Genomic DNA, 13,298 nt, shown 5'->3' on the forward strand with positions numbered 1-13,298 from the left:
GCCGGCGCGGCAACGCTAGTACCACGATGGTTTCACACCTATAGCAATAGCAACAGGAGACAAGACATCATGAGCAGCATCGCGTTTATCGGTTTGGGCAATATGGGCGCGCCCATGGCATTGAATCTGGTCAAGGCCGGACATAGCGTGACGGTTTTCGATCTGGTGCCGGCAGCGGTGAAGACCCTGACGGACGCCGGCGCCCGCGCCGCCGCGTCCGCTTCGGAAGCCGTCAAGGGCGCCGAGGTGGTGGTTTCGATGCTGCCCGCCAGCAAGCACGTCGAAGGGCTGTACCTGGGCGAGGACCTGCTGGGCAAGATCCCGTCCAGCGCGCTGGTCATCGAATGCAGCACCATCGCGCCGGACTCGGCGCGTAAGGTGGCGCAGGCGGCCGAGGTGCGCGGCATCGCCATGATCGACGCGCCGGTGTCCGGCGGCACGGGTGGCGCAGCAGCCGGCACGCTGACCTTCATCGTCGGCGGCCAGGCCGCGGCGCTGGAGCGCGCCCGTCCGGTGCTGGAAAAAATGGGCAAGAACATTTTCCACGCAGGCCCGGCCGGCGCCGGCCAGGTGGCCAAGATCTGCAACAACATGCTGTTGGGCATCCTGATGGCGGGCACCTCCGAAGCCCTGGCCCTGGGCGTGGCCAACGGGCTGGATCCCAAGGTGCTGTCGGACATCATCGCCAAGAGCTCCGGGCGCAACTGGGCCACGGAACTCTACAACCCCTGGCCCGGCGTGATGGAGCACGCGCCGGCCTCCAAGGGCTACGCCGGCGGCTTCGGCGTGGACCTGATGCTCAAGGACCTGGGCCTGGCGGCCGAGGCCGCCCTGTCGGCGCGCGCCTCGATCCCGCTGGGCGAGCTGGCGCGCAACCTGTATTCGCTGCATAGCTCCGGCGGTTCGGGCAAGCTGGACTTCTCCAGCATCGTCAACCTGGTCAAGCGCGAGCAGGACTGACATGGCGTCATCGCAAACGCCGCTGGACCCGGCCGCCAGGGTCCAGGAGAGCTTCGCCCGGCAAAGCATCATGACATTGCTGGGTGCGCAACTGGACGTGGTCGAGCCGGGCAGGGTGGACATCGTGCTGCCTTACCGAGCCGACCTGTGCCAGCAGAACGGCTTTCTGCACGCCGGCATTTCCACGACCATCGCCGACAGCGCCGGCGGCTATGCCGCCTACACGCTGTTTGGGCCTGGCGAGGACGTGCTGACCTCGGAGTTCAAGATGAACTTCCTGGCGCCCGCCAAGGGTAGCCGCTACGTGGCCAGCGGCCGCGTGGTCAAGCCGGGCAAGCGCCTGTCCGTCTGCCAGGTCGAGGTGCATGCGTACGACGGCGAGCAAGCCACGCTTTGCGTGATAGGCTTGCTTACCGCGGTGCGCGTGACGCCGCGCTGAATCCCGCGCGTGGCGGGTCCTGCGCAAGCCGGACCCGCCACGCGTTCATCGCGCGGCGCATGGGTTTCTGGCAATGCCTTCAAAAGAACATCATCGGATTTTCCGCAGCAACTGGCTGCGCGCGGCCGTCCTGGGCGCCAACGACGGGATCGTGTCCACCGCCAGCCTTATTACCGGCGTGGCGGCGGCCCAGGTCACGCATGACGCCATCCTGACCTCGGGCGTGGCCGGACTGGTGGCGGGGGCGCTGTCGATGGCGGCGGGCGAATATGTGTCGGTGCGGTCGCAGGCCGATACCGAGGCCGCCGACCTGCGCATGGAGCAGCGCTCGCTCAAGCGCAATTCCGGCGAGGAACTGGCCGAACTGATCGACATCTATGTGGCGCGCGGCCTGACCCGCGACCTGGCCGAGCAGGTGGCGCGGCAATTGACCAGCCACGATGCGCTGGACGCGCATGCCCGCGACGAGCTGGGTATCTCCATCCATAACCGCGCCCGTCCGGTGCAGGCCGCGGTGGCGTCCGCGGCCTCGTTTGCGGGCGGCGCGGCCTTGCCGCTGGCCGTGGCGGCGACAGCGCCTTTGCCGCAATTGATTGTGTGGGTCATCGGCGCATCGGTCGCCTGTCTGGCCGGCCTGGGCGCTCTGGCTGCGGGCGCAGGCGGCGCGCCCAAGGGGCCGGCCGCGTTGCGGGTGACGATCCTGGGCGGCCTGGCGATGGCGGTGACGGCGGGGGTGGGCGCGCTGTTCGGCGTGGCGGTGTAAGGGCCGGCTTGGGAGCGTCCGGCCCGGCGCAACCGCGCCGGCTCAGGCGCGGCGGCCTTTGGTTTACGGCGTGATGGAGTAGGGCAGCGCAGCGGCCGCAATGCGCGGACCGTCCGCGGCTCCCAGCCGCAGGTCGCCTTCCGGCAAGGCCGCCAGCGTGGTTTCAAATAGCACCGAGACAGCGCCTTGCGCGCTGGCCGCGTCCACGATCCGTCCGGTGGGTTCGCCGGGCTGGCTGGCGTCATAGACATCCATGCCGGCCAGCGCCTGGCCTTGGATTGCGGCGTCGGCAATGGTGCCGTATGCCATGCGCCGCTTGACCGTGCCGCGGTAGTGGCTGCGCGCCACCACTTCCTGGCCCGGATAACAACCTTTGGTGAAACTGACGCCCTGGATCAGGTCCAGATTGACCGTTTGCGGGATGAAGACGTCCTGCGTGGCCGCAGTGATCCACGGGATGCCTGCGGCCAGGTCGGCGGCGTGCCATTGCGCGGCCGGCGCCAGGCCTAGCGCGCCTGCCAGCGCGGCGGACTGTTCCAGTTGTTCGTCGGACGCGATCCACCACCAGCGCAGGCGCGCGTCGGCGGACGGCGCGGCGATCCAGGTGCCGGACGGCAGGTCGGCGCGCTGCCAGGGTTCGCGCGGCAGCGCGCCGGCGGCGGCTTCCAGCGCGGCCACGTCCGTGGCCGAAGCCGTCACGCCCGCCACATGCAGCGGCGTGGCGGCGAGCTTGGCCTTGGCGCGCAGCACGAACATAGACAGGCGCTTGAGCAGCGCCTGCGCCAGATCCTGGCGCACCAAGCCATAGAGCTGGGGCGCGTCGTCCGCGCCGGGGGCGGCGCGCCACATCACCAGGGTGGCCAGCAGGCGGCCCTTGGCGGTGCAGTAGCCGGCCAGGCGGGCGGCGTCCCGGGGCAGGCCGGTGACGTCCTGCGTGAGCTGGCCGTGCAGGAAGCCGAGGGCGTCCGCGCCGGATGCGGAAAAGACCAGGAAGTCGTCCAGCGGCGCAATTTGCGCGCAACCTTCCGCGCGGGCGGGAATCGAAGAATGGAAAGCGTGCATGGAGGCGGTGTTATCGCGTCATCAAAGTGCTGATGATAGCCGTGTTCCCCTCAGGGCTGGGCCATGTCCCCGCGGCGCGCAGGGCCGCGCGCTACGTTCCGCCCCTCTTTAGCCGCAACAGGTCCGCGCGATCAATTAAACTTCCGACACTTATGAAGAAGCGACTCTTTTTTTTCGTCCTGTGGTTTTTCCTGTTGATCGCGCTGGCTGCCGCCGCAGCCGTGGGCGGCGCCTGGTATTGGGCGCACAAGCCCATGCAGCTGAAGGCCGACAGGATAGATTTCGTGGTGGATCCGGGCAGCAGCCCGCGCACGGTGGCGCGGGTGCTCAACGATGCCGGCGTGCCGGTCTGGGAGCCTGGCTTCATCTGGATGGCGCGCTTGTCCGAGCTCGACAAGCAGATGAAGGCGGGCGGCTACCAGGCCATCAACGGCGACTCGCCCTGGAAGTTGCTGGAACGCCTGGCGCGCGGCGACATGACGCAGCGGCAGATCACCTTCCTGGAGGGCTGGACCTACCGCCAGATCCGCCAGGCGCTGCGCGCGAATCCCGACGTCAAGCAGACGCTGGGCGAAACCACCGATGAAGAACTGATGGAACGCCTGGGCTCGGAAATCAAGCAGCCGGAAGGGCTGTTCTTCCCGGACACCTATATCTTCACGCCCGGCAGCACCGATTACGACCTGCTGCGCCGCGCCTACCAGGAAGGCCAGCGCATCCTGCAGGACACCTGGGCCAAGCGCCAGCCGGACCTGCCGGTGACCACGCCCTACGAGGCCCTGGTGCTCGCATCGATCGTTGAAAAGGAAACCGGCCATGGGCCGGATCGCCGCCGCGTGGCCGGCGTATTCACCAACCGGCTCAAGATCGGCATGCTGCTGCAGACCGATCCCACCGTGATCTACGGCATGGGCGACGCCTACCAGGGGCGCATCCGCAAGCGCGACCTGCAGACCGACACGCCCTGGAACACCTATACGCGTCCGGGCCTGCCGCCCACGCCGATCGCGGCGCCTGGCCGCGCGGCGCTGTTGGCCGCGGTGCAGCCGGAGCAGCACAAGTTCCTCTTTTTCGTTTCCCGCGGCAACGGCACCAGCGAGTTCTCGGTCAACCTGAACGAGCACAACCGCAACGTTTCCCGCTATATCCTGGGCCAGGGCCAAAGCCAGAATGCCGCGCCCGGCCCGGCTTCGAGCCGCGGCGCAGCGACTGGCAACCAGGCCAACGGCACGCCCGCAGCCGCGCCCAGCGCCAGCCCGGCGCCGGACGCCGCGCCCGAGCCGGATCAGGGACAGGCACAAGTACAAGGACAAGACCAATGACCACGCGCGGACGCTTTATCACGCTGGAAGGCGTGGACGGCGCGGGCAAGAGCACGCACACCGTCTGGATCGCCGATTTCCTGCGCGCGCAGGGGCTGGACGTGGTGTCCACCCGCGAACCCGGCGGCACGCCCTTGGGCGAGAAGTTGCGCGCCTTGCTGCTGACCGACCCCATGGGGCTGGACACCGAGACGCTCCTGATGTTCGCCGCACGCTGCGAACATCTGCACCAGGTCATCGAACCCGCGCTGGCGCGCGGCGCCTGGGTGGTCTGCGACCGCTACACCGATGCCACCTATGCCTACCAGGGCGGCGGGCGCGGCCTGGGCGCGGCGCGCGTGGCCGCGCTGGAAGCCTGGATGCAGGCGGGCCAGCCCGACCGCACCTGGCTCTTCGACGTGCCGCTGGAAGTGGCGCGCGCCCGGTTGGCCGACGCGCGCGAGCCGGACCGCTTCGAGCGCGAGGGCGCGGCCTTTTTCGAACGCACCCGCGAGGCCTACCACGCCCGCGCCGAGGCTGATCCGAAGCGCATCCGCATTGTCGATTCCACCCAATCCATTGCCCAGATCCGCACCGGCCTGGAGGCGGGACTGCGTGAATTGCTGGGGCAGGCGGCATGAACGCGACCCGCGCCGCCAAAGATGAGGACGCCACGGCTTCCAACGCGCCGCAGTTCCTGCCCTGGCAGGCCGAGACGGCGCGCAACTGGCTGGGCAACCGCGACCGCTTCGCCCACGCCTGGCTGATCCATGGGTTGGCCGGCATCGGCAAGCTGGACTTCGCGGTCGCCGCGGCGGCCAGCCTGCTGTGCGAAACCCCGGACAACGGCCTGGCCTGCGGCCGTTGCGCCGCCTGTGCCTGGTTCGCCAGCGGCAATCATCCCGACTTGCGCCGCATCCGGCCCGAAGCCGTGGCGGTGGAAGAGGGGGCGGACGCCGCCGAGCCCTCTGAGGACGCCGAACCTGCCACGGGCGCAGCCAAGCGCGCGCCGTCCAAGGAAATACGCATAGACCAGATCCGCTCCCTGGAGTCCTGGTTCAACACCGCCACGCACCGCGGCGGCTGGCGCGTGGCGCTGCTGTACCCGGCCCATGCGCTGAACGTGGTGTCGTCCAACGCCTTGCTCAAGGTGCTGGAAGAACCGCCGCCGCACACGGTGTTCCTGCTGGTCGCGGACGCGCCGGACCGCCTTTTGCCCACGCTGGTGTCGCGCTGTCGCCGCCTGCCGCTGCCGGCGCCCGACCCGGACACCGCGCTGCAATGGTTGCGCGAGCAAAACGTGGAACCGGCCCGCGAATGGCTGGCGGCCGCCGGCGGCGCGCCGCTGGCGGCGTTGAGGCTTGCCCAGTCTAACGAGGCCGCTTGTCCGCCCTGGCTGACCCAGCTGGTCGGGCCGCTGTCCAAGGGCCAGTCGCCCGACGTGGGCACGCTGGCCGAGGCCCTGGAAAAGGTGGCGGCCACTGAGTGGATCGACGCCTTGCAGCGCCTGTACACCGACCTGATGCTGGCCAGCGCGGGGGCGCCGTCGCGCTACTTCCCGGCCCTGGGCAGCGCGGTCGCGCAGGTTGCCGCGCGCATGAATCCGGCCAAGGTCGCCGAGGCCGCGCGCTGGCTGACGCGCCAGCGCGCGCTGGCCACCCATCCTTTGAACGCCAAGCTCTTCGCCCACGCGACCCTGCAGCGCGTGGTGCTATCCTGCCTGGCGTAAGCCCTTGATCCGGCGGCGCTTCGTCCGGCAAAGGGCGCAGCGCCGCGGCACTTGTATCCAGACTCATCATGTACGTCGATTCCCACTGCCATTTGAACTTCCCGGAACTGGCGGCCGACCTGCCGGCCATTCTTGACCGGATGGCCGCCAACCAGGTCACCCACGCGCTGGTCGTCAGCGTCAACATGCCGGAATGGCCGGGCCTGATGTCGCTGGTCGAACCGCAGGCCAATCTGTGGGCCTCGGTCGGCGTGCATCCCGATTACGAAGACACTCCGGACCCCACGCCCGAAGAGCTGGCGCGCCTGTCCGAGCATCCCAAGGTGGTGGCCATCGGCGAGACCGGGCTGGACTACTACCGTCTGTCCGAACCGCTGGACTGGCAGCGCGAGCGTTTTCGCCGCCACATTCGTGCCGCCCGCGACACGGGCCTGCCCCTGATCGTGCACACGCGCTCGTCCGCCGAGGACACCGTGCGCATGCTGCGGGAAGAGCGCGCGGCCGAGGTCGGCGGCGTGATGCATTGCTTTACCGAAAATTGGGAAGTGGCACAGGCTGCGCTGGACCAGAACTTCTATATTTCCCTGTCCGGCATCGTGACCTTCAAGAATGCGCAGATCGTGCATGAAGTGGCCGCCAAGGTGCCGCTGGACCGCTTGCTGATCGAAACCGATTCGCCGTATCTGGCGCCGGTGCCGTACCGCGGCAAGCTGAACGATCCGTCCAAGGTGATCCACGTGGCCGAGAAGATCGCGGATCTCAGGGGCATACCCGTGGCCGAAGTGGCGCGTGCATCAACCGAAAATTTCTTCCGTCTTTTCAACAAGATAAAGAAATAATCTAATCTAATTTATTTAAAGTGATTTATAGGAAATCCATGGCTGCCCGCAACGCTTCCGTCCAGAACGCCTTCTTGTCGTGTTGCCGTGGAGCGCTGCTGGCGCTGGCCGTGGGCATGGCGGTTCCCGCTGCGGCGCAGGCCGCCAATCCCGGCGATTGGTGGGTCTACGTCGCCAATGACTACCCGGACGACATCAAGGAACTGCTGGCGCGCGGCGAAGATCCCAACGTGCGCTACAAGAATGGCCAGCCCGCGCTGATGCGCGCGGTGGTGGACGGCGCCTGGAAGGTGTTCGACGTAATCGCCGCCGACAAGCGCACCGACGTCAACGCCGAGAACCCGGCGGGCGAGACGCCGCTGATGTACCTGGCCATCGCCGGCCAGACCGAACGCGCCAAGAAGCTGATCGCGCGCGGCGCCCAGGTCAACCGCCTGGGCTGGACGCCGCTGCATTACGCGGCCTCGAAGGGCCAGCTGGAAATGGCGCGCCTGCTGCTGGCGCACAAGGCCATGGTCAACGCGCCCGCGCCCAATGGCGAAACGCCGCTGATGATGGCGGCACTGTCGGGCCGCAAGCCCATGGTGGACCTGTTGCTCAAGGCGGGGGCGGACGTGGGGTCGCGCGATACCAAGGGCCAGACCCCGGCCGATTGGGCCAGGACGGGCAAGTCCACGGCAGTGGCGGCGGAACTGGACAAGCTGATCGCGCAACAAGAAGAAACCCGCCGCAAGCTGCGGGCGGCGCGGCCGGCCGAAGAAGGCGCCGAGGCGGCGGGGACGACAACGGGCGCGGCAGCGGGCGCGCCGGCCAGTGCGGAGCAGGGCGCGGCAGCCGCGCAGGCTCCCGCCGCAGAAAAGAAAGCCCCGGCCGCGTCTTCCGCGGTCCAGGGCGTTTCGGGCGTGAAGCTCAATAACTACGACGAGCCCGCCGCGCCCTGAGGCGCGGGCTTGCCCAAGGCCGGCCCGCAAGGGGCCGGCCCGATTCAGATCACGTAGTTCTTGTAGCGCTCGATGTAGTCGCGGGCGCTGCCGTTCAATTCGCGCACGCAGCGCTCGGCCTCGTCGCCGTCGCCGCGCACCATGGCGTCCAGCAGGGCGCGGTATTGCTTGATCCCCATCTCTGAGCGGCCCGGCAGCAGGGCCACGCGGCGCATCGACACGCGGGTGCGGTCGTAGATGCGCTCGATCATGTCGCTCAGCACCGGATTGCGCGCCAGTTCCTTGATGTGGTTGCGGAACTGCTCGATCGTGGCCACGTGCGCCTCGATGTCGCCGCTTTTCAGGCTTTGTTCGAAGGGCTCGCCCAGCAGGGCCTGCATCGCTTCCCAGTCGGCGGGCGTGGCGTTGGCCATGGCCAGCCGCACCGCCAGTCCATCCAGGGCTTCGCGCACCTGATACAGGCGATAAGTGGTTTCCATGTCGACCAGGGCCACCACGGCGCCCTTGTTGGGCACCCGTTCCACCAGCGCGCGGTCTTCCAGCGTCGCCAGCACTTCGCGCGCCTTGGCGCGCGGGATGTCATAGGCCTGCGCCAGGTCTTCTTCCGGCACGCGGGTGCCGGGCAGCAAGGCCTGCGACGCAATGCGTTCCCGCATATCCAGTATGACTTCGTGGGTGGAGGCCGCCTTGCGTGTTTCGGGGGCGGCGGCGTCAGCAGAGGCAGTCGCGCGTTTAGTGGGCATGTAGGCACCTGGGTTGAGTGGGGCAAAGCATATCACAATTTGAACGCAAGATTGTGCACAATTTAGAATGCGTAGTTGTAAATCAGCATTGACACAATAAAACGCACAAGAATATAGTGGCTTCACTTCGTCGCCGTACCCACTCATCCAAGGAGCCCTGGGCAATGAAAGACGCCGCGCAGTCCCCTCAACTTCCCGGCCCGCAGTGCCAGGCGTATCTGGCCCGGCGCAATGCCGCGGTCGCGCTGGGCGTGGCCAATGGCCCTCCGGTGTTCGCGGCCGCTGCCCGCGGCGCCACGCTGACCGACCTGGACGGCAACGCGTACATCGATTTCGCCGGCGGCATCGGCACCCTGAACGTGGGACATGCGCACCCCGAGGTGGTGGCCGCCGTCCAGGCGCAGGCGGCGCGCTACCTGCACACCTGCTTCAACATCGTCATGTATCCGGAATACATCGAGCTGGCCGAGACGCTGGTCGGCCTGGTCCCGGGATCCTGGCCCAAGAAGGCCATGCTGCAGACGACTGGCGCCGAGGCCGTCGAAAACGCCATCAAGGTGGCGCGCCGCGCCACCGGCCGGCAGGCGGTGGTGGCCTTCGAGAACGCCTTCCATGGCCGCACCTACATGGCGCTGTCCCTGACCGCCAAGGCGCCCGCCTACAAGACCGGCTTCGGTCCCTTCGCATCCGAGGTCTATCGCGCGCCGTTCCCGGTGCGCTACCGCTCGGGGCTGACCGAAGCCGAATGCGCCGAGGCCGCCTTCAATGAATTCCGCCGCCTGGTCGAAACCGAGGTCACGCCGGAGCAGGTCGCCGCGGTGATCATCGAGCCGGTGCAGGGCGAGGGCGGCTTCCATGCCGCGCCGCCCGCCTTCCTGCAGGCGCTGCGCGCCTACTGCACCCAACACGGCATCGTGCTGATCGCCGACGAGATCCAGTCTGGTTTCTGCCGCACCGGTGAATGGTTCGCCACCCAGCATGCCGGCATCGAGGCCGACCTTTACACCCTGGCCAAGTCCATGGGCGGGGGGCTGCCGATAGCGGCGCTGGTGGGGCGCGCCGACCTGATGGACGCGCCCGCCGTGGGAGGCCTGGGCGGCACCTATGGCGGCAACCCGCTGGCGTGCGCCGCGGCGCTCGCCACCATTGCCGTCATGCGGCGCGAAGACTACGCGGCGCGAGCCAGCGACCTGGGCGGCCGGGTGCGCACACGCTTTGCGGACTGGGCCGGCCAGTACGGCATCGTCGGCGACGTGCGCGGCCTGGGCGCCATGGTGGCGTTCGAAGTCGTGCGCGGCGCGGGCGACGACAGTCCCGCTGGCGATCTGGCGGCCCACATCGTGCAGGCCGCCTACCAGGGCGGGCTGGTGCTGGTGAAGGCGGGCTTTTACGGCAACGTGATCCGCTTCCTGGCGCCGCTTTCCATTACCGACGAGGAACTGGCCCGCGGCCTGGACATCCTCGGACGCGCGGTGGCCGACGCCCAGCGCATCGCCGACGCCCGCGCGTCGCAAGCGGCTTGAGGAGCGCGCCATGCATACATTGTTGAAACTGAAGAACGCGCGCAAGGTGGTCAGCCAGCTGGGCGCGGCCAAGCCGGGCATGGAAGTGCTGGTGCTGTATGACCTGCATACCCACCATAACGTGGAGCCCCTGGCCATTGCGGTGGACGAGGCGGGCGCCGGCCTGCATCTGCTGCAGATCGCCGGCTCCGCGCGCCACGGCCGGCAGTTGTCGCCGGTGGTGGCCCAGGCCATGCAGGCGGCCGACCTGGTCATCGCGCTGACCCGCGCCAATGCCGCGCACACCGATGCGCGCCAGCAGGCCACGCGCGCCGGGGTCGGCGTGATCGTGCTGCCCGAATCACACCTGCCCGATTTCTTTCTGGCCGAAGGCTGGGACTGCGATTTCGATGCGTTGCGCCCGCAGATCCAGGGGCTGGCCGACGCGCTGACCCGCGCCGACACCGCCCGCGTCACCAGCGAACTCGGCACCGACGTGACCATGAGCATCGCCGGCCGCCGCGGCCGCGCGCTGCACGGCTTTGCCAACACCACCGACATTTCGGCGGGCTATTGCCTGGAGTCCAGCCTGGCGCCCGTGGAAGGCACGGCCGAAGGCGTGATCGTGGTCAACGCCAGCATCCCCGGCGTCTCGCTGATCCGCGACGAACCCGTGCGCATCCATATGGAAAAGGGCATGGCGGTGGCGATCGAGGGCGGCGCGGTGGCGCGCCAGTTCCGCGATCTGCTGGCCAGCTTCAACGATCCGCTGGTCTACAACCTGGGCGAGCTGGGCGTGGGCATGAATCCGCGTTGCCAACTGGACGGCACCATGCTGTCCGACGAATCGGTCTACGGCTCGATCCAGCTGGCGCTGGGCACCAGCGCTTATATCGGCGGCACCGTCAAGGCGGCGGCGCACTACGACACCATCGTCACCGACGCCACGCTGGAACTGGACGGCAGGGTGGTGCTCAAGGGCACCGAGCTGCGCCTGGAGGACGCGGCATGAGCATAGACCTGAGCCGCGACGCCGACGGCGTGGCCACCGTGCTGATGAACCGCCCGGAAAAGCGCAACGCGTTCACGCTGGACATGTACCGGGAATTCGGCCGGGTCATGCGCGAGCTCGACGCCGACGACGCCGTGCGCTGCGTGGTGCTGCGCGGCGCGGGCGGCGCTTTCTGCGCCGGCAGCGACATCGGCGGCTTCGAGGAAGACCGCGACGGCGCCGCGCAGGCGGCCGAGTACGCGCTCTTCACCCTGTCCATGACCGACACGCTCAAGCACCTGCGCCACCCCACCGTGGCCTGCATCGAAGGCGTGTGCGTGGGCGGCGGGCTGGAGCTGGCCGCCCTGTGCGACATCCGCATCGGCGGGCGCAACAGCCGCTACGGCATCCCGGTGAATCGCATCGGCCTGACCGTGGACCACCAGGAACTGGCCGACCTGATCCGCGTGGTGGGCGCTGCGCGCGTGCTGGAAATCCTGCTGGAAGGAAACATCTTCGGCGCCGAAGAAGCCATGTCCAAGGGGCTGCTGACCCGCGTGGTGGATGACGAACGCGTGGCGGAACAGACCTACGCGACCGCCCGCCGCATCGCCGCGGCGGCGCCGCTGGTCAACCGCTGGCACAAGCGCTTCGTGAGCCAGCTGCGCGAAGGACGCGCATTGACTCCGGACGAACGCAGCGAAGCCTACGAATGCTTCGGCACCGAGGACTACCGGCGCGGCCGCGAAGCCTTCGCCGCCAAGCGCATTCCTGAATTCATCGGCCGCTGATCCGGCCACCGACCCAAGACGGACCGCATATGACTCAAGCTGCATCCCCCCTTGCCGGCATCAAGATCCTGGATCTTTCGCAGATCATGGCCGGGCCGTATTGCACCATGGTGCTGGCCGATCTGGGCGCCGAGGTCATCAAGGTCGAGAAGACCGGCGCCGGCGACGACTCCCGTGAAATGGGCCCCTATGTGAACGGCGAATCCACCTGTTTCGCCCAGATCAACCGCAACAAGCAGGGCGTGGCGCTGAACCTGAAGGACCCCGAGGCCCGCGAGGTGCTGTACGAGCTGGCGCGCTGGGCCGACGTGGTGGTGGAGAACTACCGCGTGGGCGTGACCAAGTCGCTGGGCGTGGACTACGAAACGCTGTCGCGCATCAATCCGCGCCTGGTGTATTGCTCCATCTCCGGCTACGGCCATTCCGGACCCTACGCGGGCAAGGGCGGCTTCGACCTGGTGGCCCAGGGCATGAGCGGCATCATGAGCATGACGGGCGAACCCGGCGGGCGGCCCCTGAAGTCGGGCATCGCCATCTATGACGTGGGGGCGGGACTGACCGCGGTCTACGCCATCCTGGCCGCCTGCATCCACCAGATGAAGACGGGCGAGGGCCAGCACATCGACATCGCGCTGGCCGAGTGCGGACTGCCCTGGTTCGTCTGGGAAGCCGCCGCCTATTTTGCCGACGGCACGGTGCCGGAAGGCACCGGCAGCCGGCACCGCGTGTCGGCGCCATATCAGGCGTTCAACACGCGCCAGGGCTACATCATGATAGGCGCGGCCAACCAGCGCACCTGGGAACGCCTGTGCGCGGATGTGCTGGAACGGCCTGAACTGATCACCGATCCGCGCTTCATCACCAACTCCGACCGGCTGACCCACATTGCCGAGCTGGAACCCATATTGGAAGCGGAGTTTGCGCGCGCCGATGCGGCCGAATGGATCGAGCGCTGCGAACGGGCGTCCGTGCCCTGCGGTCCGATCAACGATTTCGGCCAGGCCATGCAGGACCCGCATTACCTGGCGCGCGGCATGGTGCAGGAACTGGACCATCCCGCGCTGGGCAAGATGAAGACCATCGGCATTCCGACCAAGTTTTCCAAAACGCCAGGCGCCTTGCGCACGGCGGCGCCGCTGATGGGCCAGCACACCGACGAGGTGCTGCGCCGCTTTGGCGTGGCGGAAGACAGAATTGCAGGCATGCGCGCCCGAGGAGTCATCGCGTAGCAGGCAAA

General features: G+C 68.1%; 14 protein-coding genes. 12 read left to right on the forward strand and 2 right to left on the reverse strand.

Going from position 1 to position 13,298, the window contains the following annotated elements; all coding sequences use genetic code 11:
• Positions 1 to 69 precede the first annotated feature (69 nt).
• The 3 genes from mmsB to IB257_RS01750 all read left to right on the forward strand — a co-directional run bounded on the left by mmsB (position 70) and on the right by IB257_RS01750 (position 2,162).
• Positions 70 to 960, forward strand: coding sequence for a 3-hydroxyisobutyrate dehydrogenase (gene mmsB / locus IB257_RS01740; RefSeq protein WP_054456742.1), 891 nt, complete (start codon positions 70 to 72; stop codon positions 958 to 960).
• 1 nt (position 961) lies between these two features.
• Positions 962 to 1,399, forward strand: coding sequence for a PaaI family thioesterase (locus IB257_RS01745; protein ID WP_175213247.1), 438 nt, complete (start codon positions 962 to 964; stop codon positions 1,397 to 1,399).
• 73 nt (positions 1,400 to 1,472) lie between these two features.
• On the forward strand, positions 1,473 to 2,162 hold the full coding sequence (locus IB257_RS01750) for a VIT family protein (protein ID WP_054456744.1): 690 nt from the start codon (positions 1,473 to 1,475) through the stop codon (positions 2,160 to 2,162).
• 63 nt (positions 2,163 to 2,225) lie between these two features.
• On the opposite strand, the gene IB257_RS01755 is transcribed toward IB257_RS01750, so the two are convergent.
• Entirely contained in the window at positions 2,226 to 3,224 is a 999-nt protein-coding gene (locus IB257_RS01755) for a folate-binding protein YgfZ (protein ID WP_192491771.1), read from the reverse strand.
• A gap of 152 nt (positions 3,225 to 3,376) precedes the next feature.
• On the opposite strand from IB257_RS01755, the gene mltG reads away from it, so the two are divergent.
• The 5 genes from mltG to IB257_RS01780 all read left to right on the forward strand — a co-directional run bounded on the left by mltG (position 3,377) and on the right by IB257_RS01780 (position 8,034).
• Complete coding sequence (gene mltG / locus IB257_RS01760; RefSeq protein WP_054456746.1) at positions 3,377 to 4,546, forward strand: endolytic transglycosylase MltG; 1,170 nt, start codon at positions 3,377 to 3,379, stop codon at positions 4,544 to 4,546.
• The gene (gene tmk, locus IB257_RS01765; RefSeq protein ID WP_054456747.1) at positions 4,543 to 5,166 is read left to right on the forward strand and encodes a dTMP kinase; all 624 of its coding nucleotides are present in this window, start codon (positions 4,543 to 4,545) and stop codon (positions 5,164 to 5,166) included. Before mltG ends, tmk begins: the two co-directional genes overlap by 4 nt.
• Positions 5,163 to 6,254, forward strand: coding sequence for a DNA polymerase III subunit delta' (gene holB, locus IB257_RS01770; protein WP_054456748.1), 1,092 nt, complete (start codon positions 5,163 to 5,165; stop codon positions 6,252 to 6,254). The genes tmk and holB overlap by 4 nt, the downstream gene beginning before the upstream one ends.
• Before the next feature lie 68 nt (positions 6,255 to 6,322).
• Positions 6,323 to 7,093: a TatD family hydrolase gene (locus tag IB257_RS01775; protein ID WP_054456749.1), complete on the forward strand. Its 771-nt coding sequence runs from the start codon at positions 6,323 to 6,325 to the stop codon at positions 7,091 to 7,093.
• Between the two features lie 38 nt (positions 7,094 to 7,131).
• A complete protein-coding gene (locus IB257_RS01780) occupies positions 7,132 to 8,034 on the forward strand; it encodes an ankyrin repeat domain-containing protein (RefSeq protein ID WP_175213251.1) in 903 nt (300 codons plus the stop codon).
• A 44-nt stretch (positions 8,035 to 8,078) separates the two neighbouring features.
• Here the strand turns inward: IB257_RS01780 and IB257_RS01785 are convergent, their stop codons facing one another.
• Positions 8,079 to 8,777, reverse strand: a complete 699-nt coding sequence (locus tag IB257_RS01785; protein WP_054456751.1) for a GntR family transcriptional regulator — start codon at positions 8,775 to 8,777, stop codon at positions 8,079 to 8,081.
• Between the two features lie 164 nt (positions 8,778 to 8,941).
• Between IB257_RS01785 and gabT the strand changes: the two genes are divergently transcribed.
• Genes gabT through IB257_RS01805 form a run of 4 tightly spaced genes read left to right on the forward strand, consistent with a single transcriptional unit; the run spans position 8,942 to position 13,290 of the window.
• Positions 8,942 to 10,300 carry a 4-aminobutyrate--2-oxoglutarate transaminase gene (gene gabT / locus IB257_RS01790; RefSeq protein WP_054456752.1) on the forward strand — a complete coding sequence of 453 codons (1,359 nt, stop codon included), beginning with the start codon at positions 8,942 to 8,944 and terminating at the stop codon, positions 10,298 to 10,300.
• Between the two features lie 10 nt (positions 10,301 to 10,310).
• Positions 10,311 to 11,291 carry an aminopeptidase gene (locus tag IB257_RS01795; protein ID WP_054456753.1) on the forward strand — a complete coding sequence of 327 codons (981 nt, stop codon included), beginning with the start codon at positions 10,311 to 10,313 and terminating at the stop codon, positions 11,289 to 11,291.
• Positions 11,288 to 12,061 carry an enoyl-CoA hydratase/isomerase family protein gene (locus IB257_RS01800; RefSeq protein WP_192491772.1) on the forward strand — a complete coding sequence of 258 codons (774 nt, stop codon included), beginning with the start codon at positions 11,288 to 11,290 and terminating at the stop codon, positions 12,059 to 12,061. Before IB257_RS01795 ends, IB257_RS01800 begins: the two co-directional genes overlap by 4 nt.
• 29 nt (positions 12,062 to 12,090) lie before the next feature.
• Positions 12,091 to 13,290 carry a CaiB/BaiF CoA-transferase family protein gene (locus IB257_RS01805; RefSeq protein WP_054456755.1) on the forward strand — a complete coding sequence of 400 codons (1,200 nt, stop codon included), beginning with the start codon at positions 12,091 to 12,093 and terminating at the stop codon, positions 13,288 to 13,290.
• The last annotated feature ends 8 nt before the right edge of the window (positions 13,291 to 13,298 follow it).

Source organism: Achromobacter sp. ACM03, assembly GCF_014851665.1.
In the GTDB taxonomy this organism is placed as follows: Bacteria; Pseudomonadota; Gammaproteobacteria; order Burkholderiales; family Burkholderiaceae_B; genus Achromobacter; species Achromobacter aegrifaciens.

Bases quoted from the DNA above. Each gene is read 5' to 3' on its own strand.
- IB257_RS01795 (WP_054456753.1), top strand. From the start codon at position 10,311: ATGCATACATTGTTGAAACTGAAGAACGCGCGCAAGGTGGTCAGCCAG.
- gabT (WP_054456752.1), top strand. From the start codon at position 8,942: ATGAAAGACGCCGCGCAGTCCCCTCAACTTCCCGGCCCGCAGTGCCAG.
- IB257_RS01805 (WP_054456755.1), top strand. From the start codon at position 12,091: ATGACTCAAGCTGCATCCCCCCTTGCCGGCATCAAGATCCTGGATCTT.
- IB257_RS01745 (WP_175213247.1), top strand. From the start codon at position 962: ATGGCGTCATCGCAAACGCCGCTGGACCCGGCCGCCAGGGTCCAGGAG.
- mmsB (WP_054456742.1), top strand. From the start codon at position 70: ATGAGCAGCATCGCGTTTATCGGTTTGGGCAATATGGGCGCGCCCATG.
- IB257_RS01755 (WP_192491771.1), bottom strand. From the start codon at position 3,224: ATGCACGCTTTCCATTCTTCGATTCCCGCCCGCGCGGAAGGTTGCGCG.
- mltG (WP_054456746.1), top strand. From the start codon at position 3,377: ATGAAGAAGCGACTCTTTTTTTTCGTCCTGTGGTTTTTCCTGTTGATC.
- IB257_RS01775 (WP_054456749.1), top strand. From the start codon at position 6,323: ATGTACGTCGATTCCCACTGCCATTTGAACTTCCCGGAACTGGCGGCC.
- holB (WP_054456748.1), top strand. From the start codon at position 5,163: ATGAACGCGACCCGCGCCGCCAAAGATGAGGACGCCACGGCTTCCAAC.
- IB257_RS01780 (WP_175213251.1), top strand. From the start codon at position 7,132: ATGGCTGCCCGCAACGCTTCCGTCCAGAACGCCTTCTTGTCGTGTTGC.
- IB257_RS01800 (WP_192491772.1), top strand. From the start codon at position 11,288: ATGAGCATAGACCTGAGCCGCGACGCCGACGGCGTGGCCACCGTGCTG.
- tmk (WP_054456747.1), top strand. From the start codon at position 4,543: ATGACCACGCGCGGACGCTTTATCACGCTGGAAGGCGTGGACGGCGCG.
- IB257_RS01785 (WP_054456751.1), bottom strand. From the start codon at position 8,777: ATGCCCACTAAACGCGCGACTGCCTCTGCTGACGCCGCCGCCCCCGAA.
- IB257_RS01750 (WP_054456744.1), top strand. From the start codon at position 1,473: ATGCCTTCAAAAGAACATCATCGGATTTTCCGCAGCAACTGGCTGCGC.